The sequence below is a fragment of the Metabacillus halosaccharovorans genome (assembly GCF_002019635.1).
Classification (GTDB): domain Bacteria; phylum Bacillota; class Bacilli; order Bacillales; family Bacillaceae; genus Metabacillus; species Metabacillus halosaccharovorans.
The window spans coordinates 2,226,302-2,245,497 of sequence record NZ_KV917371.1; the positions used below are offsets into that span (position 1 = coordinate 2,226,302).

26 protein-coding genes are annotated in these 19,196 nt (G+C 33.0%); 17 read left to right on the top strand and 9 right to left on the bottom strand.

The window, feature by feature from the left end:
- Nucleotides 1–138 precede the first annotated feature (138 nt).
- From BK577_RS10580 to BK577_RS10595, 5 genes are all read left to right on the top strand, one after another.
- Complete coding sequence (locus tag BK577_RS10580; protein WP_078432849.1) at nt 139–3,747, top strand: dynamin family protein; 3,609 nt, start codon at nt 139–141, stop codon at nt 3,745–3,747.
- 53 nt (nt 3,748–3,800) lie between these two features.
- Nucleotides 3,801–3,986, top strand: coding sequence for a hypothetical protein (locus BK577_RS10585; RefSeq protein WP_078432850.1), 186 nt, complete (start codon nt 3,801–3,803; stop codon nt 3,984–3,986).
- Nucleotides 3,983–4,249 carry a DUF2533 family protein gene (locus BK577_RS10590; protein WP_078432851.1) on the top strand — a complete coding sequence of 89 codons (267 nt, stop codon included), beginning with the start codon at nt 3,983–3,985 and terminating at the stop codon, nt 4,247–4,249. Before BK577_RS10585 ends, BK577_RS10590 begins: the two co-directional genes overlap by 4 nt.
- Before the next feature lie 122 nt (nt 4,250–4,371).
- Nucleotides 4,372–4,506: a hypothetical protein gene (locus BK577_RS26600; RefSeq protein ID WP_264144522.1), complete on the top strand. Its 135-nt coding sequence runs from the start codon at nt 4,372–4,374 to the stop codon at nt 4,504–4,506.
- A gap of 175 nt (nt 4,507–4,681) precedes the next feature.
- Nucleotides 4,682–5,581, top strand: coding sequence for a 5'-3' exonuclease (locus BK577_RS10595; protein WP_078432852.1), 900 nt, complete (start codon nt 4,682–4,684; stop codon nt 5,579–5,581).
- An 83-nt stretch (nt 5,582–5,664) separates the two neighbouring features.
- Here the strand turns inward: BK577_RS10595 and sspL are convergent, their stop codons facing one another.
- On the bottom strand, nt 5,665–5,805 hold the full coding sequence (gene sspL / locus BK577_RS10600; RefSeq protein ID WP_026562594.1) for a small, acid-soluble spore protein L: 141 nt from the start codon (nt 5,803–5,805) through the stop codon (nt 5,665–5,667).
- 170 nt (nt 5,806–5,975) lie between these two features.
- Here sspL and BK577_RS10605 point away from each other — a divergent pair, with 170 nt between their 5' ends.
- On the top strand, nt 5,976–6,242 hold the full coding sequence (locus tag BK577_RS10605; RefSeq protein ID WP_078433531.1) for a DUF6123 family protein: 267 nt from the start codon (nt 5,976–5,978) through the stop codon (nt 6,240–6,242).
- 70 nt (nt 6,243–6,312) lie between these two features.
- Here the strand turns inward: BK577_RS10605 and BK577_RS10610 are convergent, their stop codons facing one another.
- A complete protein-coding gene (locus tag BK577_RS10610) occupies nt 6,313–7,209 on the bottom strand; it encodes a DMT family transporter (protein WP_078432853.1) in 897 nt (298 codons plus the stop codon).
- Between the two features lie 38 nt (nt 7,210–7,247).
- The gene (locus BK577_RS10615; protein WP_078432854.1) at nt 7,248–7,634 is read right to left on the bottom strand and encodes a reverse transcriptase-like protein; all 387 of its coding nucleotides are present in this window, start codon (nt 7,632–7,634) and stop codon (nt 7,248–7,250) included.
- A gap of 192 nt (nt 7,635–7,826) precedes the next feature.
- On the opposite strand from BK577_RS10615, the gene BK577_RS10620 reads away from it, so the two are divergent.
- Nucleotides 7,827–8,504, top strand: a complete 678-nt coding sequence (locus tag BK577_RS10620) for a ribonuclease H family protein (RefSeq protein WP_078432855.1) — start codon at nt 7,827–7,829, stop codon at nt 8,502–8,504.
- Nucleotides 8,497–8,673, top strand: a complete 177-nt coding sequence (locus BK577_RS10625) for a zinc-finger domain-containing protein (RefSeq protein WP_078432856.1) — start codon at nt 8,497–8,499, stop codon at nt 8,671–8,673. Before BK577_RS10620 ends, BK577_RS10625 begins: the two co-directional genes overlap by 8 nt.
- 45 nt (nt 8,674–8,718) lie before the next feature.
- On the opposite strand, the gene BK577_RS10630 is transcribed toward BK577_RS10625, so the two are convergent.
- A complete protein-coding gene (locus tag BK577_RS10630; protein ID WP_078432857.1) occupies nt 8,719–8,985 on the bottom strand; it encodes a DUF2564 family protein in 267 nt (88 codons plus the stop codon).
- Nucleotides 8,986–9,184: 199 nt separating this feature from the next.
- Here BK577_RS10630 and BK577_RS10635 point away from each other — a divergent pair, with 199 nt between their 5' ends.
- Nucleotides 9,185–9,376, top strand: a complete 192-nt coding sequence (locus tag BK577_RS10635) for a hypothetical protein (protein ID WP_026562600.1) — start codon at nt 9,185–9,187, stop codon at nt 9,374–9,376.
- Nucleotides 9,377–9,453: 77 nt separating this feature from the next.
- Here the strand turns inward: BK577_RS10635 and cspD are convergent, their stop codons facing one another.
- Nucleotides 9,454–9,654, bottom strand: coding sequence for a cold-shock protein CspD (gene cspD, locus BK577_RS10640; RefSeq protein ID WP_046590248.1), 201 nt, complete (start codon nt 9,652–9,654; stop codon nt 9,454–9,456).
- A gap of 263 nt (nt 9,655–9,917) precedes the next feature.
- Here cspD and BK577_RS10645 point away from each other — a divergent pair, with 263 nt between their 5' ends.
- Nucleotides 9,918–10,187 (top strand): hypothetical protein, encoded by a 270-nt coding sequence (locus tag BK577_RS10645; protein ID WP_078432858.1) that lies wholly within the window; start codon nt 9,918–9,920, stop codon nt 10,185–10,187.
- A 150-nt stretch (nt 10,188–10,337) separates the two neighbouring features.
- Nucleotides 10,338–10,604, top strand: a complete 267-nt coding sequence (locus tag BK577_RS10650) for a phosphocarrier protein HPr (protein WP_026562603.1) — start codon at nt 10,338–10,340, stop codon at nt 10,602–10,604.
- A gap of 79 nt (nt 10,605–10,683) precedes the next feature.
- Here BK577_RS10650 and BK577_RS25980 read toward each other — a convergent pair whose 3' ends face one another.
- From BK577_RS25980 to metA, 4 genes are all read right to left on the bottom strand, one after another.
- On the bottom strand, nt 10,684–10,836 hold the full coding sequence (locus tag BK577_RS25980) for a hypothetical protein (RefSeq protein ID WP_169908202.1): 153 nt from the start codon (nt 10,834–10,836) through the stop codon (nt 10,684–10,686).
- A gap of 157 nt (nt 10,837–10,993) precedes the next feature.
- The gene (locus tag BK577_RS10655) at nt 10,994–11,989 is read right to left on the bottom strand and encodes a metal-dependent hydrolase (protein ID WP_078432859.1); all 996 of its coding nucleotides are present in this window, start codon (nt 11,987–11,989) and stop codon (nt 10,994–10,996) included.
- Nucleotides 11,990–12,117: 128 nt separating this feature from the next.
- On the bottom strand, nt 12,118–13,275 hold the full coding sequence (locus BK577_RS10660) for a diglucosyl diacylglycerol synthase (RefSeq protein WP_139367338.1): 1,158 nt from the start codon (nt 13,273–13,275) through the stop codon (nt 12,118–12,120).
- A 199-nt stretch (nt 13,276–13,474) separates the two neighbouring features.
- On the bottom strand, nt 13,475–14,383 hold the full coding sequence (metA, locus tag BK577_RS10665) for a homoserine O-acetyltransferase MetA (RefSeq protein WP_078432861.1): 909 nt from the start codon (nt 14,381–14,383) through the stop codon (nt 13,475–13,477).
- A gap of 254 nt (nt 14,384–14,637) precedes the next feature.
- Between metA and BK577_RS10670 the strand changes: the two genes are divergently transcribed.
- The 6 genes from BK577_RS10670 (at nt 14,638) to BK577_RS10700 (ending at nt 19,148) form a co-directional block, all read left to right on the top strand.
- Nucleotides 14,638–15,144 (top strand): hypothetical protein, encoded by a 507-nt coding sequence (locus tag BK577_RS10670; RefSeq protein ID WP_078432862.1) that lies wholly within the window; start codon nt 14,638–14,640, stop codon nt 15,142–15,144.
- A 459-nt stretch (nt 15,145–15,603) separates the two neighbouring features.
- Complete coding sequence (locus tag BK577_RS10680; protein WP_078432864.1) at nt 15,604–16,221, top strand: HD domain-containing protein; 618 nt, start codon at nt 15,604–15,606, stop codon at nt 16,219–16,221.
- Nucleotides 16,222–16,381: 160 nt separating this feature from the next.
- Nucleotides 16,382–17,506 (top strand): conserved virulence factor C family protein, encoded by a 1,125-nt coding sequence (locus BK577_RS10685; protein WP_078432865.1) that lies wholly within the window; start codon nt 16,382–16,384, stop codon nt 17,504–17,506.
- A gap of 217 nt (nt 17,507–17,723) precedes the next feature.
- The gene (locus tag BK577_RS10690) at nt 17,724–18,158 is read left to right on the top strand and encodes a BrxA/BrxB family bacilliredoxin (protein WP_078432866.1); all 435 of its coding nucleotides are present in this window, start codon (nt 17,724–17,726) and stop codon (nt 18,156–18,158) included.
- A 48-nt stretch (nt 18,159–18,206) separates the two neighbouring features.
- On the top strand, nt 18,207–18,983 hold the full coding sequence (locus BK577_RS10695) for a class I SAM-dependent methyltransferase (protein WP_078432867.1): 777 nt from the start codon (nt 18,207–18,209) through the stop codon (nt 18,981–18,983).
- A 33-nt stretch (nt 18,984–19,016) separates the two neighbouring features.
- On the top strand, nt 19,017–19,148 hold the full coding sequence (locus tag BK577_RS10700; protein ID WP_078432868.1) for a YuzL family protein: 132 nt from the start codon (nt 19,017–19,019) through the stop codon (nt 19,146–19,148).
- Nucleotides 19,149–19,196: the final 48 nt, after the last annotated feature.

Here is a 19,196-nt window from a genome sequence, read left to right on the forward strand (position 1 = left end):
ATAGTAGAATTTTATGGCTCACAGCTAATTGTTGTGAGCCTTTATTCTTTTTTCTAGAAAACGACGATAGAAAATTTGCATATAATTCTGTAAAATGAAGTTATTAAATTGCAAGTGCCATAAGTGAAGGGGATAAACATGACAACTGTTGTAAAATCAAAACAATTGATGCAAACCATTATTAATCTTCATGAAATGATCCATGAAAAAGATCATGAAAATGCGGTTAAATTAGTCGAAATGTCTCATAAGCTTGAACAAGAAAAACTGTATATTGCTTATGCAGGACATTTTTCGGCAGGAAAGTCATCCATGATAAACAAACTATTAGATGAGCAAATTTTACCGACAAGTCCAATTCCTACAAGTGCTAATCTTGTTTTGTTAGAAAAAGGGATAGAGCAGGTAACCTTATATTCTGCCGCAAAAGAAAGCATTGAATTATCAGGTGACTACTCAATAGAACAAATCAAAGAATATTGTAAACAAGGTGACGATATTGAGAGGATTCGTATTAAAAAACCTTATGACAACTTAGCAGAAGATGTTGTTATTATGGATTCACCTGGTATTGATTCCACAGATGCAGCACATAAATTGTCAACAGAATCAATGCTTCATTTAGCGGATGTTATCTTTTATGTAACCGACTACAATCATGTTCAATCAGAAGAGAACCTTTCATTTATCCAAGAAATGAAGAGTCGAAATAAAATGATTTTCTTGATTGTCAATCAAATTGATAAACATGAAGAAAAAGAAATTCGTTTCCAAGACTTTAGACAAAACATTGAGGGATCATTTGCAGAAGTAGGACTACATCCGCAGGACGTGTTTTTTACAACCTTAAAAAACGATCAACATCCTTATAATGATTTAGAAAAAGTGAAAGAGTTAATCAGAGTGGTGATTCAAGATAAAAATAGATTTCTGGAGCAAAATATTTCTCAATCAATTACACAAGTTGTGTCGGAGCATATTGACAAATTTGAGGAACAGCTTGATCTAATAGATCTAAACGAGGATGAGATTCGTGAGAAGTTAGATGAACATACAAACAAATTGAATCAATTACTTGCGCAAATACAGCAGAAAGAAGAGAAGATGGAAAAGCTTGTCTTAGATACAGAAGAAAAAGTATCGGCAATATTAAAAAGTGCAAATTTAATTCCATTTGAAACTAGGGAGAAGGCTTCAGCTTTTATTGAGGCAGCAGATCCTTCATTTAAGATCGGTTTACTTTTTTCGAAGTCTAAAACTGAACAAGAACGTGAAAAAAGAAAAAAAGAACTATATGACAGTCTGAAGAAAAATACAGAAACGCAAATTTCCTGGCACTTTATTACATTACTTAAAGAATTTATTCAATCATACGAAATTCATGATCCAAAGCTTATTCAAGAAGCTCAATCGTTTTCCATCAACGTTTCAGAGCAGCTTGTATCTGATGCAATAAAAACTGGTGCTTCTTTTAATAATCAGTATATTTTAACGTATTCCTCTGATGTTAGCGAATTAATCAAAAAGCAAAGTAAGCATCAAGTTATGGACTTATTTAAAAAGATGATTGATGGTATTAATAATGAAATTCAAGAGCAAATCGAAGAAATAAATGTAAAGGTAAAGAGCGAAAATGAAGAAATTGGCCATTATAAAGAGATTTTATTCAAGTTCGAGACACTTGGTCAATATAAACATTCATTGCAAGAACTAAATAAAGGAATATTTGTTTCAACTCATAATGAAGAAAAATGGTTAAATGAGCATCAGACATATAAGAAAGTAACAAAAGACATCCAAATACAAGAAAAGGTAGTAGCTGCAGAAGAACCAAGAGAGGATCAATTTTCAAAGCCTCTATACAATACTCGTTACAGTAAGCGGGATGAGTTTATAAAGAACGCAGAGCAGGCTGTCAAACGTCTTGACAATATCCAAGGGTTTAAGCAATTTACAGAGTCACTTGAAGGGAAGATTAACAGTTTTAAAAACCGCACCTTTACTGTTGCGTTATTCGGTGCCTTTAGTGCAGGAAAATCTTCCTTTGCTAACGCACTTATAGGAGAAAGACTGTTACCTTCATCACCTAATCCGACAACAGCGACGATAAATAAAATAGCACCGCCAACATCTGAAAAGGCACATGGACTAGTTGAAGTGAAATTGAAATCAAAAGAGATGTTAATGAAGGACATAATGATTAGTATTCCATCATTGAATAATAAGGATTTTTCGATCGAAAGTATAGCAGAAGTACTTCGAAACTATCAAGGCCAAAATAAAAACGAAACTGAACAGATAGCAAAGTATCAAAAAGCGATAGTAGATTATCAAACGTTAACAAGTGAAGGACTTACCGTGCAATCGGATACGAATTCATTTAGGGATTTTGTTGCTAAGGAAGAAAAGGCATGTTTAGTTGAAGAGGTCATTGTTTATTTTGATTGCTCGATTACCAGGGCTGGTATTACCTTAGTTGATACGCCGGGAGCAGATTCCCTTCATAAAAGACATACAGATGTAGCTTTTCAATATATTAAAAAGGCAGATGCAATTCTTTATGTCACCTATTACAACCACCCATTCTCAAAAGGTGACCGTGAATTTTTAAGACAATTAGGAAGGGTTAAAGATTCCTTTACACTTGATAAAATGTTCTTCATTATCAATGCAGTGGATTTAGCTAAAGATGAAGAAGAAGTGAAAGTTGTTAAGTCTTATATTAAAGATCAGTTTTTAAAGCATGAGATAAGAAATGTACGCTTATTTGGAGTATCCAGTTTAAATGTTTTATCAGGCCAAGTAGATGAAGAAAAAGATTATATTGAATTTCAAAAACAGTTCAATACTTTTATTAAAGAAGAATTAACGAATACAACTCTTTTATCAATAAAAGAAGATTTAAATCGTTGCAAGGATAGGATTCAATCCCTTATTCATGCTGCCGAGTTGAGTGGCAAGGAAAAAGAGGAGAGAAGAGAAAGCCTTCTGCAAGAGCAAATGAAAGTCAACGATGAAATTTCGAATATATCTCCTGACCATATTGTTACATCTATTTCTAAAGAAATAGAAGAGCTGATTTTTTACGTGAAGCAGCGACTATTTTTCCGATTTAATGATTTTTTTAAGGAGAGCTTCCATCCGAGCATATTTAACCAAAATGCTGACATTCAACAAGCGTTAAAAATTTGTTTAGAAGAGCTTGTCAGAACGGTAGAATTTGAATTAATACAAGAACTGCAAGCTACATCATTAAGAATAGAAAAAGTTATTTACAAAACATTAGATGGTGAGTTCAGCCGGATCGTACAGCTCATAAAGAAAAAATCTAAAAATGTTACACTTGCTACAATTGAGTTTCCAGAAATTCAAACACCAACAATAGTTGTTGAATTTTCATCAAGTATGCTGGCAACTATTCAGCCGACTTTGAAGTTATTTAAGAATACAAAATCTTTCTTTGAGCGTAATGAGAAAAAGTTCATGTCTGATGACTTATCTAAACGAATGGATAGCCCTATTTCAAGTATATTAAATGAATACATTGAGAATTTTTCAAGTTATTATCGTGATGCAATTGGATCTTCTCATCACCTCCTCATAAAAGAGGTAAAGAAACAAACAGAGGAAGGGTTTTCTGCTTTGTTGGATATCCGACATGAAGACACGGAACACTTAAAAACAGAGTTAGCTGTCATCACAGAAAGTGTTCAATTATTACAAGAGAATAATCTTCAACATCATTAATTTTATGATACAATTTATTGATAAAACTCATTTAATGTGCAGGGGGAAAAAGGTTGGATTCAAAAACGTATCAAGTTTGTGCAACGTGTATACATTTTAAGGCGATTCGAAAAGATAAAAAAATGATCTATTATTGTAGTCGTTTAAAATACGAAACGAAGCCAACTTATTCGTTTAATTGCTGGGACCCTAAAGAACACGTTAAAAGGTTAATGGAAAAACGAGGTGGAACGACATGAGTAACGTACATGAAGCAATTAGTCAGCACAGTAAAAATCAGCATCAACACATTCAATCTTTCTTAAAATTAGAAGCGAAAAGAGAATCTTTAATTGAAGAAGCTATTTTTCTCTGTGTAAATTCTAAACCATTTAAAGTTGAACCTATTAATCAGGTAACGTCTGAAATGAACAGGCTAGCGTCAGAAGGAATTGTACCGATGCGTAAACTGGTAACAAAGGAAATGGTACAGGAATTTGTGGAAAGAAAATATGGGAAATAATTAATATGTAATTTCAGCATTGTTATTTTTGTTATACATTACCAAGATCCCATCCGGTTTTAAAAATCATCTCTGTGAAACACTATAAATGTTTTTCTTAATGAAGTGAAAGGGATGATTTTATGGGACGTACAAAATTAGGTAATGCAAATGCACAACGTAATAATAATAAGAAAAAGAAAAATGATTTTAATACTGAATTTGCTTCATATGCACAAAATGAAGCACTTAAATTAAGCAGTAAAAATAAAGAGTAATCAATTTATGAAAACCTGTGGAGATAACTTCTCTACAGGTTTTTTTATGTGTTTATATGCATCAGGAATTGACTTGAAGTACCAAATACAAGGTCTCATTTTTTATGATATACTATTCTTTGATTATGAAGAAGTATGATTTTATAAGTATTTTACTGATTGTGAGGGAGATAAATTGAAAAAAGATCAGCATTTATTAATCGTGGATGGAATGGCTTTGCTATTTCGCTCGTTCTTTTCAACATCTGTGTACGGTCAATTTATGATCAATAGTAAAGGGATTCCGACAAATGCAGTTACTGGTTTATTAAAGCATTTATTTGCTGTTATTGAATATACAAAACCAACACATATTATTTGTTGTTGGGATATGGGCAGTAAAACATATCGTAATGATTTATTTACTGATTACAAAGCGAATAGACCTGAAGCCCCAATCGAATTACAGCCTCAGTTCAACTTGGCAAAAGAAGTAGTAGAAGCATTAAACATAACAAATATTGGTATAGAAGGCTTTGAAGCTGACGACTGTATTGGAACATTAACAAAGAAGTTTGAAACTGAAATGAAAATATCCATCGTTACAGGAGATAAGGATATTCTTCAACTATTAAATGATCAAGTGGATGTTTTAATCTTACAAAAAGGGATAGGCAATTATAAGCATTATACAAGAGATATATATGTTGAAGAATTTGCAATTGAACCCCGTATGTTAATTGATGTAAAGGCCTTAATGGGAGATTCAAGTGACAATTATCCGGGAGTAAAGGGGATTGGCGAGAAAACAGCTTTTAAACTTATTTCTCAATACAAAACGATTGACGCATTACTTCTATGTTTATCCGAACTTACGAAGAGTCAAAAGATGAAAATTGAGAATGATTTAGAAATGCTTCATCTTTCAAGGAAATTAGCTGAAATTAATTGTACAGCTCCATTAGAATGTTTACTGGACGATTCGCTTCTCCTAATTGATGAAGAAAAAGCACTTTCTATCATAAAGGAGCATGAACTAAGAGGGATTCAGTCAATACTTAAGAACATCATGTTTTCACAAGAGGAAGCTATATAAAGGTTGAATAAGTAATCAAAGCTATACACGTAAGCATGCATGATATCGAAGAAAGAGAGAACCCTCGACTCATGCATGTTACTTTATTTTGTGTTTTTCTTCTTGGCAGCATTTTCTAGTTTGCTTTTCGGCTCCATAGAGAATTCAACATCTGCTGCGTGTCCTTGGGGATTTACACTTGGAGCTTTTCTTCCTCGATTATTTCCTCTTTTTTCACTACTCATTTGATATCCACCTCCAATACTATTATGACCTACTACCTATAAAATACGTATTGAATAATTGTGATAAAAGTAGCAAAGATTGGTAACGAAAATGAAAATAATGATAGAATTTGTCGACGTTTTTAGATAAGATCAAAGGAGGACAACGTAAACAAAGGATGAATCTTAATATGTTTGGAACGGTTAGTGAATATGTTGATCACTTAATAAGTAAAGGATTTGTATTAGGGGATGATGCAAATGGGTTTATAGCATTTGGTCAACAGTACACAGATACAGTAGATGAAGTAGTTATAATAGCGATTGAATTAACATTAAAGATTCAAAAGGAATTTGACGGCTCATTTTTTATTTCCCTGCTGGAAAATTTTAAATCAGAAAAAATAAACAATCGTAAACAAGCTCTTCGTTTTATTGAATCATTACACTTAATATGAGATGTGAATGTGAAGCTATTTCTAGGGATGAAATAGCTTGGATTATCACACTCATTATAATTAACACCTTTTAGATATGATTAGTTTGTTTCAGCTCTCTTTTAAGCAGCTTGGGGATTTCGGTTGTTATCATAGTAGTAAAAATGAACAAGCATCCGATTAATCCATACATTGACAATCGTTCATTGAGAACAAAAAATGCTGTTATTGCTGCAAATACAGGTTCCATTGCAAAAATGATGGCGACTCTAGCTGCACTTGTAAACTGTTGAAATTTAGTTTGTATATAAAAGGCAATAGCGGTTGCAAAAATAGATGTTATTAACAATGCAAAGATAACGTCTCCATGTAAAACTTGATTAAGTGAAACCAAGGTTTCTTCAAATGTAAATGAACTTAGAAAGCTTAGTATAGATACCGTCAATAATTGAATAATGGTTAAAGGTAGTGCTGGATGTTGTTCAGTAAATTTACTTGTAAACACAATATGAAAAGCGAATCCTATTGCGCATATTAAAATTAGTAAGTCCCCAAAGTTTATTTGTGATATACCTGCTAATGTTAAAAAATAAAGACCAACTGTTCCAAAACCAGCACTAATGAAGATGATGAGTTTTGGTGGTTCTTTTAAATAGTAGATAGCAAGTATGGGAACAATCAACACACTTAACCCAGTAATAAAACCTGCTTTAGAAGATGTTGTATAAATAAGACCTACTGTTTGAAAGGCATAGCCTATAAATAAAAAGAATCCCAGGAAAGTGCCTGCTTTCATTAACTTCAGTGTAATGAATTTTTTTTCTTTCTTCCCTACAAACAATGAGAGGATAATGGCTGCTAAAAGGAACCGAATACCATTAAATAAATGTGGCGGTAATGTTTGAATCGCATTTTGTACAATGACAAAGGTGGAACCCCAAATAAAAGCAACAAATAATAGACTTCCGTCTGCAAATAGTTTTTTCATTACATTCACTCTTTCAAATACAATCATTTTTGAATATATTATTGGTTACGGATGGCATATCTTGCAAGTTGATCAGCTACTTTGTTTTCTTTACTTGGAATCCATTTAATGAAAAATAAATCAAACTCCTTAGCGAGTTCAAGTATTTTTTCTAAGAGTGGGGAATATTGGTTATTTTTTACGTATTGCTTTTCAACTGCACGATCAACTAATTGTGAATCTGTTCGGAACGATACAACTTTAAAACCATTTTGAATGCAAATCTCCATACCCTTAATAACCGCATGGTATTCCGCTTCATGATTTGACATTAAGCCTAGTGGTATAGAGAATTCTTCGGCTTTTCCATGTCCTTTAATAAATACTCCTGCACCGGATTGACCGGGATCACCGGCACTGGCTCCGTCAACATATACTTCAATCAAAAATTTCCCTCCTCATACCTAATCCTTTAATAAATCAGCAAACGATGGTAAAATAATTACCATTGGTCTCACACAACATAGGAATCATTATTATAATAAATCGAATATGATTATAGCATATTGATTACATTAATAAATATAAAGACTACTTTTAGTTACCTTATAATAATTCATGTTCAGGAGTGGACGTAGTTGAAATATCGAATTGAGTGGATGTATCAAACTAAGAAAAAACTGCAAACAGAACTTGTATCTAATTTTCTTTCATTAAATGAAGCGATTATGATATCAGAAGATATTTTACAAACGGGAAGAGTAAAAGAAATTACTTATACTTCAGAAGATGGACAAACATGGAATCTTAAAGAGTTAAAGAAGTTAAAAGATATTGTAAAAGATGAACCACACGATGTTGTTGCATACTTTGATGGCGGATTTCATAAAAATACTAAACTGGCTGGATTTGGAGCAGTGATCTATTTTACCCAAAGTGGAAATAGGCATAGAATAAGAATGAATGAAAAAGCAAATGAAATTGACTCTAATAATGAGGCGGAATATGCAGCTTTTGCTTATTTAGTTAAAGTTCTTGAAGAATATGGAATATCAAGACAAAAGGTATTATTTAAAGGTGACTCACAGGTCGTATTAAACCAACTATCCGGTGAATGGCCGTGTTATGAACCAGAATTTAATGTTTGGCTTGATCGAATTGAAGCTAAACTTAATCAACTAAGAATAACTCCGGAATATGAACCAGTTTCAAGAAAAGAAAATACCGAGGCTGATAAATTGGCCACTCAAGCGTTGGAAGGTATTGAAATTAAAAGTAAGATGACGATAGATGAGGGCGTTGAGATGGATGAATAAAAAACAAACGTTACAAGAGTTAAGTGAAATTATTGACACCTACTGTTCAAATTGTTTATTAAAAAAACATTTCAGAGAAGAATTTGGTAAAACATATGCCCACACTTTTTGTATAAAAAGTTGTACTGTTGGAGATAAAATAAAAAGTGTTGGCAAAAAATTAATCTAAAAAAATCCGCTTCTTAGCGGATTTTTTTAAAACCTGTAAATATTATTAATGTTTAGCTTCTGACAATTGATGTTGACACTGGTCTATCAGTTGTTGTTGTTTTGTTAAAAAGTCCTGGTCAAATCCAGTATCGGAAGTTAGACTCATTAGTGCTTTAGCATCATTAATTGCATTTTCAGCATTTTTAATTGCTTCAGGATCCATTTGCATTGTGGCTGCTCCAACCATTTTTTGTGCGGCTTTAACTGATGCTTCCAGCTGTGCAATTTCATTCATTCCACTAATTAATCCTGTGTGATTAATTTGGTCCATGTTAATACCACCTCCAAAGATAGTTTTTGTCTAATCTCTAATAATATTCGTTAAAAAAAACATTCTATTTTTTATATCACATTTTTAAATGACGTGTTAAAATGAAAATAGAATTCATCTTGTAAAAAAATAGAACAAATATAAAACATATTTACTAGAAATTGTCGATTTATAAATAAGGGGAGAGGGGGTTAAGGACTTGACGAATGGTCCATTAGATTCATCAATAAAAGAAGCTTTTCAGGAAATTTATAAAGATATTGATAAATTGGTCTTTATAGCGAACAATGCGAATGTATTCAATCATAATGAAGTATCTCGGATCGAGAAAAGTATTAAACAAAATGTAAAAGCGATTGAGTATTTACTAATAAGTCAAAAGTCACTATAAGAAAAAAAGAGGTGGAAATAATCCAACCTCTTTTTGTTTAAGTTTTGTTTTATGTTAAATCACAATTAAACTAGTGATTATAACTTTGTAACGTTAGCAGCTTGTGGTCCGCGGTTACCTTCAACGATTTCAAAAGAAACCTCTTGACCTTCTTCTAATGATTTGTATCCATCACCTTGGATAGCAGTGAAGTGTACGAATACATCGTCTCCACCTTCAACTTCGATAAATCCGAAACCTTTTTCGTTATTGAACCATTTTACTTTACCGTTTTGCATAGTACTTAATCCTCCTAATACTGTAGCACAGGTGGTGCTAAAAAAAATTTTATCATTTAAGAATATGATATGTAAGGTGTAGACATGATGTGAAAACTAGGTTGTTACCAATATATACTCATCTTAATGATAATTTCACTATACACTAATCTCAAGATATACGTCAAGGTAAAGTAGCATATTTTAACATAACTTTCTGAAAGTTTATAATAGATTCGTATGTACAAGCATATAATGGCTAAAACAAGTAGAGGATGGTCTTTGTGAGAAAGATTAAAATAGGAAGCAAAGATGTTTTTGTGACATGCCATCGAAAAATAGATCATATAAAATTCAATAAAATATGTGATTTGATTTTACAGTTAGATCATAACATTTTTCATCTGGAAAAATCCTCTGTAATCATAGTGCAAGGTAATGAAGAGAACTTTGTAGTAGAAAGAATGAATACTGACACGTATACATTACATGTCCATTATGTTATTCCTAAACAGGAAGTATATAAAATAACTGAAAATCAGACAATAAGTTAAAAGAAAACTAGTTCCCTTTTTTCAAAAAAAGTTTATAATAATGGTAATACGATATGTAGCTTATATTAGCTGCAACTTTGATGAATGATACATAATCATCGCATTTTTATTTAAAGCTGCATTGGCTATCTTGAAAGGGGTTTTTGAAAAATGGTAGAAAAAACATTTACAATTACAAGTGAAGCAGGCCTTCACGCTAGACCAGCAACTGCATTAGTAAATGCGGTTAATTCATTCACTGCAGATGTAAACCTAGAAGCGAATGGACGAACTGTAAATCTAAAATCGATAATGGGTGTTATGTCTCTTGGGATTTCTAAAGGTACTCAAGTGAAAATTTCTGCAAGTGGAAGTGACGAGGAAGCAGCATTAGAAGCTGTGGAAAGAGCGATCACAACTGAAGGTTTAGGAGAGTAAACTAAAAAAGAGCGACATTTCATGTCTGCTCTTTTTTTTGTCTAAATAGCGTTCATATACGGTAAAGTCAATGTTTATGTTATTCTTCTCTTGTTTTGTCTCTTTGGTCTTTGTTACGTTTGTTTCCCTTACTATTATCACCTGCAACATGTTCCTCTGCTAGCTCCATTTGATTTGCACCGTTTCTAGGTGAATTTTGATTACTGCTGCCTTTATTCATTTTTTTAGTCATTATAGGCCCTCCTTAATAATGAAACCTTTAATTACTTATATATTTTTTTCCGAGGGAAAAAATATATGCATGTCATTTGATGTTTTTATATAATAAAAAGCCCTATATTCAGAAAGAGCGATTAAGCATAGTCTTTCGTGAATCGGGCTTACCTTCCTTACTTTAGTTCTATGTTTTTGTCATGTGTTGGCATCATTTTCTTATTGGTGTACCTTGATTGATGGATCCAGCCTGTATAGGAAGTAACTATTTGGAGATCTTTATCTAAGAGTACTAATGCCATGTACGGATAGTGGTAATTTTGTCTAAATCTAAGATCGAACCATCGAACTTCAAATCCATTTTGTCTCTCGACATACAGTGCATGAGTATGCTTTGAGTTAGCGAGAAAATGTTTTACATTACAATCTTTAAGTGAAGACTGAATATATGGACAGGAAGGATCATGTTTTCTAAATGAATGATTCCAGATAACTTCTCTTTTATTTACATGGCCTGTTCTAAAGTAGTCATCTGTCTCAATTACAAAATCCCATTTATTAATAGATAAAGTAGGAATGACCGTATAACTTGCTATTGGATGATATTTAGCCAACATTGTTTTTAGACGGAGAGAAATAAGGTAACGATAAAAAAGGTAAAAAGAAAGAGTAACATAACAAAAGAAAAAGATGATCCCTGGTGGAAATTCAAATAACCAAAATATAAAGCCTATTAGGTGAACAAGAATAATAAATAAATCGAACAATGGAATAAAATTTAATGATAGCCATTTCTTTGTAAATGGCCGTCCTGCTTGAGTCCCGTAAGCATTAAAAATGTCAAACAGTACGTGTAAAATAACAGCAATAGAGGTCCAATACAGTAATGGTATAAAGGATATTTGGTCGAAAATTGCAAATGTGATGCAAGCGATCAATATTGGCCAAATAATCATAGCTAGGAGAGAATGGGACAGTCCTCTATGGTGTTCAGTATACATACCATTTCCTTTAAGGATTTTTATCGCATAATCAAAATCTGGTGCATTTGAACCGATGACTGTCCCAATCATAACAGCAGTAGCTAACTCCGGATTTGTTGCTACATTTGGATCTAAATAGGCAAGACCTGCTAATCCTAATCCCATGGTAATATGAGTACTTGTATCCATTTATTGCCCCCAAGATAATAGATAAACCCATCCATCCGGTAATGCTATTTTATCTCTATTCAATTTGTAGACATGTGCTGGTCTGCATGCTATTCAAATCAATTTATTTTAAGCTATTACTAGAATTATTAATAATTAACAGAGCCAACCATTACTTGTTTATCCTTAATATAAGCTGACTCTTTTATCATATCTTGTACAATCATGTCAGCGGAGTGAGGGACATTTAATTTTTTTATATTGTGCTTCATGTTTAGAAGTTTTTGGTCGTTCATTAAAAGATTATGGACTTCTTCACATATATCTTCAATTTGATTAATAATAAGTGCAGATTGATTGTTTTCGAAAAAATGTGCATTTTCCTTCTCTTGACCAGGAACTGGCTTAAAAAGGACAATAGGTACACCAATTGCTGTAGCTTCTGTCAATGTAATGCCGCCGGGTTTTGTAATCATACATGAAGCGATTCGATAAAGCTCATCCACACGTTCTACATAGCTTAACACCTTAAATTGTTGAGGATAATTTTTACCTAATGAATCGAGAGATTCCTTTAGAGGATGGTTATTTCCACATACGACAACAATTTGTAACTGTTTATTTTTTGATAAGAAGGCTTGACATAATTCTTTTACATTCTTCAAAACGCCATGTGCACCAGCCATAATAAGTAATGTTTTCTTTGAAGGATCTAAGCCGTATTTATGATAAATCGGGTTTAAATCCATTTCCAATTCAAATTGTTTTCGAATTGGAATTCCAGTTACTTTTATACGATTTGGATGAATTCCTAATTGTAATAATTTTTCTTTAACATGATTCGTTGCGACATAGTATTTGTCGATATTTTCATGGACCCATATTCTGTGTAAACAAAAGTCTGTTAATACATTAAAAGTTGGGATAACTGTTCCTGTTTTTCTTCTGTATTCAGGAACAACAATCATAGGAAATGTATTAATGATCATATCAGGTTGTTCTGAAGTTACAATTTGATGTAATCGTTTATGTCCCATAATAAAATATAAGTTCATTAATCTTTTATTATAAATTTTATCAACTCCATAATAAAAAAGACGATAAAATTGTTTTCCGATGGAGAAACTTTTTAAGTATAAATATTGAGTAATTTCAGAGAAAACTGGAAATGATTCAGAATAAAGATTACAGACAATAACTTTTTTAAATCCCAGCTCCTTACACTTTTCTTCTAATGTTTTGGCAACTTGAACGTGACCATTTCCGTATTTTGCAGTTAAAATTAACACCTTTGAATTTGGCTTCAACATCATCACCTCAATCTAGTCAAAAACAGTTCGATATACATGAAAACAGTCCATATTCAAAGTATATGAAAATATGAACTGAATTTGTCTTTTAGGTTACCATATAAATGTTACTTTTTCATAAAGCAATTATTAAGTATTTCTTAAGATGTTAAGTTGTTGTAAACAATCGAAATCTAAATGAGACTACTCTATTAATTCAGTCCCAATTATAAGGAGTTTCCTGGTATACATAATAATTGAGCCAGTTAACAAAAAGAAGATTTGCATGAGATCTCCAGCATTGAATAGGTTTATTTTTAGGATCGTTGTTTCGGAAATAATTTTCAGGAATGTCAATTTCCAAACCTTTTGCTAAGTCACGTTCATATTCATCTTGTAGGGATGTTAATTCATACTCAGGATGTCCCGTTAAAAAAACGTGTTTTTCATCCTTGGACATAACCAGGCAGACACCGGCTTTTTCTGAATATGATAAGATCTGTAACTCAGGGATTTGATCAATTTCTTCTTTTAATACATCAGTATGTCTAGAGTGGGGAACATAGTACAAATCGTCGAATCCTCTTAATAGTTTTACAGTCGGATCCACAACTTCATGTTCAAAAATACCAAAGCATTTTTTTTCCAGTTTATATTTATTTACGCCATAATGGTGGTAAAGTCCTGCTTGTGCACCCCAACAAATATGTAAAGTTGAAGTAACATTTGTTTTCGTCCAATCCATAATTGTTTGCATTTCAGGCCAATATGAAACTTCCTCATAATCCAGGTGTTCGATAGGCGCACCTGTTATGATCATGCCGTCATATCGTTTATGTTGGATATGACGAAATGTGGTATAAAATTCCTTTAGATGTTCAATTGCTGTTGTCTTTGATGTATGTGTTTCAGGTCGCAAAAAGGTAATATTTAGTTGCAATGGTGAATTTCCTAACAAACGCAATAACTGTGTTTCGGTCTTTTCTTTTTCTGGCATAATGTTCAGAATAATAATATTTAAAGGACGTATATCCTGAGAGTAAGCACGTTTTTCATCCATAATAAAAATATTTTCTTTTTCAAGAATTTCTTTTGCTGGTAAATGACTTGGAATATTAATTGGCATTATAACTACACCCCCGCTACAAAATTAAGCTTTAAGACTTTATAAAAATAAGATAACCAACAGTCACTGATTCTTTATTATAGAAAGTTTAGAAAAATAATTCAATTTATATATTTCAATAAATAACCAGTTTTTAAGAAAAAATTAATTTTTGTGTAAATATGAGTGGTTCTGACTTATTTAATAAGTAAAAAATATGGTAAAGTAAATCTTATACATAGTGCTATAAACTTTTACGATCATTGGGAGGAAGAATGTTCGATCCAACAGTTTTCGATAATTTAAAGGTTGTAATAGAAGGATATATTTATGATATGGATATTGACGAACAAATTTCTGTGACAGATCGCAGTGATATTATTGATCTAGCAAAGATGTCCAGACAATATTCCATCTCTTATAAAGGAATAAAAAATAAAAGAAAAACAGCTAAATTCCTCATAGAAATGCCACATCATGAACTATCAGGTGAGCTTCTTCAAACAACAAGAAAACCTGGCTGCAGGGTAACTCTTGTTTTCTTGGAAACACAAGATTCAAAGGAATACGATGAAATATTATATAGGAAATTAAAAAAAATATGGGGAGAAAATCATCCTGTTTCTTTGTTCCTTACAAAGGAACTTACAATGACATCCTTCTACTATCATCACAAATATAAAGTGAAATTTCAAACAATGTTTGGTGAGGATGATTTAGAGGCATTACTACAAATAGTTGATCATTCGATCGTTTTACTTGGTTTAACTTCAAGAAAATAAAATAAGCTATTTATTATTTAAAGTTACACAAGTTGCTATAATCAAAACGATGAAGTCGTAAAAATAAGCTTTTTTGGTTCTCACTTGACTCAAAAACCTTATTAGCGGAGTAAACTATAGAACTAACATATATTGTATCCGGTTTCCCGGTAGGGAGGTAACATGGGAAATGGAATATCCAATACTTATTAGCTGTGACAAAGTTTCTGCACAGTTTTGTCTCGGTGGTTCCATTGGGGCATGAAAACTTTTAAACAACTGATGAACTGTATTATTTTCATAACAGTGTAATAAAATCACATGTCGTCCTGTCCATGCCTGACCAATTATTGTGCGAGGGTTTCTTCTTATCATCTGATTAGCTCCTTTAAACTTAATAAAATATTATATGAAGGGCAGCTAGTCAGATGTTCTTTACTTTATATATCAATCAATTACTGATGGAAGGCAACGATAAAAATGAATTCAGAAGACATAATCGAATACATAACAAAGTATGTGTACAAACAATTCGAACATGAGGAAAGTGGCCATGATAAATGGCATATTGATAGAGTTAGAAAACTTGCTGTATCTATAGCCGAAAAAGAAAATGCAAATGTATTTATTGTTGAATTGGCGGCTATTCTCCATGATTTAATAGATGAAAAGGTAAAAGAAACGATTAGGCTAGATATCCTTGAAGTTGAAAAATTATTGAAAATGCAACGAGTTCATAAGGATGATCGAGATAAAGTTTTAAAAATTATTGATTCAATAAGTTTCAGGAAGAATATCAGTCAGAATGAGTTGAGTATAGAGGGTAAAATTGTTCAGGATGCAGATCGTCTAGATGCAATCGGTGCAATCGGTATTGCCAGGACATTTTCTTTTGCTGGTTCACGTGGCCATATTATATATGATCCGGAGAAGAAAAATAATCATCATGCTATTCAGCATTTTTATGATAAATTACTTAAATTAAAAGAATTAATGAATACGGAAACAGCAAAACATATAGCAGAAGAAAGGCATTTATTTTTAGAGCAATATTTACAACAGTTTTATTCAGAGTGGGGTACTACTACAGAAAAGTAAAGGGAACAAATTGTTGCAATGATAGCTATTCTTTCTTTTTACCTATTGAACAGATTGTTTAGTTAATATAGAACGAAAATCAAGTAAAATCCTATGAATAGCATGTCTAAACAAGGCTATGTTACAATACCATTACGAAATAAATAAAGGAGTGCCCAGAATGAAGATTAAATCTATTGAACCTACTCCAAGTCCTAATACGATGAAGGTTCTTTTATCAGAGGAACTCCCTTCAGGAAAGAGCAATAATTACAAAAAAGATTCTGCGGTTGATGCACCGCAAATAATTAAAGATATTCTTGCTATAGAAGGGGTAAAAGGAGTTTATCATGTTGCAGATTTTCTTGCTGTGGAAAGAAATGCAAAATACGATTGGAAAGATTTGCTAGCCCAGGTTCGTCAAGCGTTCGGAGAAGATGTCTTGGAAGGATCTTCAGACAATGGGACGAATGAAGAAGCGTTTGGTGAAGTGAAAGTATCTATCCAAATGTTTAATCACATTCCGATGCAAGTTAAATTGACAGATGGAATAACCGAACAACGGTTTGGCTTACCTGACCGTTTTAAAGATGCCGTATTTACAGCTCAACAATCAAATGAAAATGTTGTATTAGATCGCCAGTGGAAAGAACATGGAGTACGTTATGGTGATCTTGAAGATATTGGAAAAGAGGTTGTTGATGAGATAAATGCTGCATATTCTGACGAACGCCTTAATAACTTACTTATGGCTTTATCGGAAAATAAAGAAGCGGCAAAAATACAACCACGTAAATCATATAAAGTAACACTCGAGATGTTAGATCATGATGATTGGACTGAACGCTTCGCTCATTTAGATCAAATGAATCCTACAGAAGCGGATATTCCTGTTTTGGAAAAATCATTAAATGATGAGAAAGCTTCAATAAGAAGACTGGCTACAGTTTATTTGGGGATGATCGAGAAGCCAGCTGTTTTACCATTGCTTTATAAAGCACTTAAGGATAAATCTGTTACGGTGAGAAGAACAGCAGGTGATTGTCTATCAGACATTGGTGATCCTGCAGCCATGGAAGAAATGATGGTTGCATTAAAAGATAAAAATAAATTAGTAAGATGGCGGGCAGCCATGTTTCTTTATGAAGTCGGAGACGAAAAAGCCTTATCTGCATTAAAAGAGGCTGAAAATGATCCGGAGTTTGAGGTTAGTATGCAAATCAAAATGGCGATAGAACGTATTGAAGGTGGAGAAGAAGCGAAAGGTTCTGTTTGGAAACAGATGACAGAAAGTCGAAAAGCGTAATACTTAGCGTTGACAACCAACCATTATAAGTGTGGTTGGTTGTTTTGACATGTACTTTATTGAGACTTTTATTCATAAATAAGAAAGATAAAATTTTGTACTAAGTTTTGGTGTCTAGCTCAAGCTGATGGGTGGCGCCTTGCGCTTTTCTTATTTGCAATGAGAAATAGGCTATAGTATTCTAAAAATACATGTGAAGTACTTGGAGGGATTAATGATGTCAATGGCATACGAAGAATATATGAGGCAAATGGTCAAACCTATGAGAGCAGAATTAACAAATGCCGGGTTTGAGGAGTTGACAAGTGAAGAAGATGTTGAGCAATTCATGAAAGATGAGAATGGCACAGTTCTTGTTGTAGTTAATTCTGTTTGTGGATGTGCCGCAGGTTTAGCTAGACCTGCAGCAACCCAAGCCGTTCTTAACGCTGATAAAAAACCTTCTAGATTGGTTACAGTTTTTGCTGGACAGGATAAAGAGGCAACAGCAAAGATGAGGGATTATTTTGAAGGATATGAACCTTCTTCACCATCAATGGCACTATTGAAAGAAGGAAAGGTTGTTCACTTTATTCCACGTCATGAAATCGAAGGGAATTCGATTGAGGCTATTAAGCAAAACTTGGAAAGTTCATTTGAAAAGTACTGTTAAAAGGATGCTCATGCATCCTTTTATTATGACTTAAATTAGGAGAAAAATATGATTGTTACAACATCAGGAAGACCTAATGAAAAGCAGGATCAATACGCTATGCAAATTGCTGATGTACTGGGTGCCACATATCAAAAACGAAACAAAAGATCAGTAGCAGATATACAAAAAAGAGCTGTGGATCACGTTATTGTAGTGGGGAAAAACAGAGTGGAATTGCATTTTTTAAATGGAGAAAGCCCATTATTTTTTCATCCTAATTCAGCAATGTTCAGGATCAAAAGGCTGATGAAAGGAGAGGGAGATCCCTTTTGTGATGCTTGCGATTTGCGGCCAGGAGACAAGATTTTAGACTGCACGTTAGGTCTTGCTTCGGATAGTATAGTCGGAAGTTATGTAGTAGGAACCCATGGACTGATAATAGGGGTTGAAGGCAGCAGGTTTCTATCTTATCTTGTGCATAAAGGTCTTAATCAATGGGAAACAGGCTTACCGGTTATCGATGAGGCGATGAGACGAATTGTTGTACATAATATTGATCATTTTTCATATCTCAAAAGCTGTGATGATGATTCATTTGATGTCGTATATTTCGACCCAATGTTTGAAGAATCAATTGATGGCTCTGTTGGAATTGAACCTTTAAAAAAATTAGCCAACTATTCGCCGCTGCATGCTGAAACCATCGAAGAGGCCAAGCGTGTTGCCAAAAAAAGAGTTGTCTTAAAAGATCATTACAAAAGCTCCAGGTTTAAACAATTTCAATTTGAGGTGAATGTTCGTAAATCAGCAAAATTCCATTACGGTGTAATAGAAATATCTTAATAGCAAATGATAAGACCATGGAGGTGTATTCATTTGGCAAAGAGAAAAGTTGACCCATCAAGAGCAGGACTCAGCTCTCCAAACGTGGAAGGACAAGGTACAACCACAACTGAAACAAATGGTTATCAGGTAGACTCCGCTCGAAAGAAAACAAAAAGAACTTAATTAGAAAAGGGTGCTTGCATGAAAACAAGCACCCTTTTCTTTATGTAT

Excerpts from the sequence above, each read along its gene's own strand:
- BK577_RS10580 (WP_078432849.1), top strand. The coding sequence starts at position 139 with ATGACAACTGTTGTAAAATCAAAACAATTGATGCAAACCATTATTAAT.
- BK577_RS10590 (WP_078432851.1), top strand. The coding sequence starts at position 3,983 with ATGAGTAACGTACATGAAGCAATTAGTCAGCACAGTAAAAATCAGCAT.
- BK577_RS26600 (WP_264144522.1), top strand. The coding sequence starts at position 4,372 with ATGGGACGTACAAAATTAGGTAATGCAAATGCACAACGTAATAATAAT.
- sspL (WP_026562594.1), bottom strand. The coding sequence starts at position 5,805 with ATGAGTAGTGAAAAAAGAGGAAATAATCGAGGAAGAAAAGCTCCAAGT.
- BK577_RS10605 (WP_078433531.1), top strand. The coding sequence starts at position 5,976 with ATGTTTGGAACGGTTAGTGAATATGTTGATCACTTAATAAGTAAAGGA.
- BK577_RS10610 (WP_078432853.1), bottom strand. The coding sequence starts at position 7,209 with ATGAAAAAACTATTTGCAGACGGAAGTCTATTATTTGTTGCTTTTATT.
- BK577_RS10625 (WP_078432856.1), top strand. The coding sequence starts at position 8,497 with ATGAATAAAAAACAAACGTTACAAGAGTTAAGTGAAATTATTGACACC.
- BK577_RS10630 (WP_078432857.1), bottom strand. The coding sequence starts at position 8,985 with ATGGACCAAATTAATCACACAGGATTAATTAGTGGAATGAATGAAATT.
- cspD (WP_046590248.1), bottom strand. The coding sequence starts at position 9,654 with ATGCAAAACGGTAAAGTAAAATGGTTCAATAACGAAAAAGGTTTCGGA.
- BK577_RS10650 (WP_026562603.1), top strand. The coding sequence starts at position 10,338 with ATGGTAGAAAAAACATTTACAATTACAAGTGAAGCAGGCCTTCACGCT.
- BK577_RS25980 (WP_169908202.1), bottom strand. The coding sequence starts at position 10,836 with ATGACTAAAAAAATGAATAAAGGCAGCAGTAATCAAAATTCACCTAGA.
- BK577_RS10655 (WP_078432859.1), bottom strand. The coding sequence starts at position 11,989 with ATGGATACAAGTACTCATATTACCATGGGATTAGGATTAGCAGGTCTT.
- metA (WP_078432861.1), bottom strand. The coding sequence starts at position 14,383 with ATGCCAATTAATATTCCAAGTCATTTACCAGCAAAAGAAATTCTTGAA.
- BK577_RS10670 (WP_078432862.1), top strand. The coding sequence starts at position 14,638 with ATGTTCGATCCAACAGTTTTCGATAATTTAAAGGTTGTAATAGAAGGA.
- BK577_RS10680 (WP_078432864.1), top strand. The coding sequence starts at position 15,604 with ATGAATTCAGAAGACATAATCGAATACATAACAAAGTATGTGTACAAA.
- BK577_RS10685 (WP_078432865.1), top strand. The coding sequence starts at position 16,382 with ATGAAGATTAAATCTATTGAACCTACTCCAAGTCCTAATACGATGAAG.
- BK577_RS10690 (WP_078432866.1), top strand. The coding sequence starts at position 17,724 with ATGTCAATGGCATACGAAGAATATATGAGGCAAATGGTCAAACCTATG.
- BK577_RS10695 (WP_078432867.1), top strand. The coding sequence starts at position 18,207 with ATGATTGTTACAACATCAGGAAGACCTAATGAAAAGCAGGATCAATAC.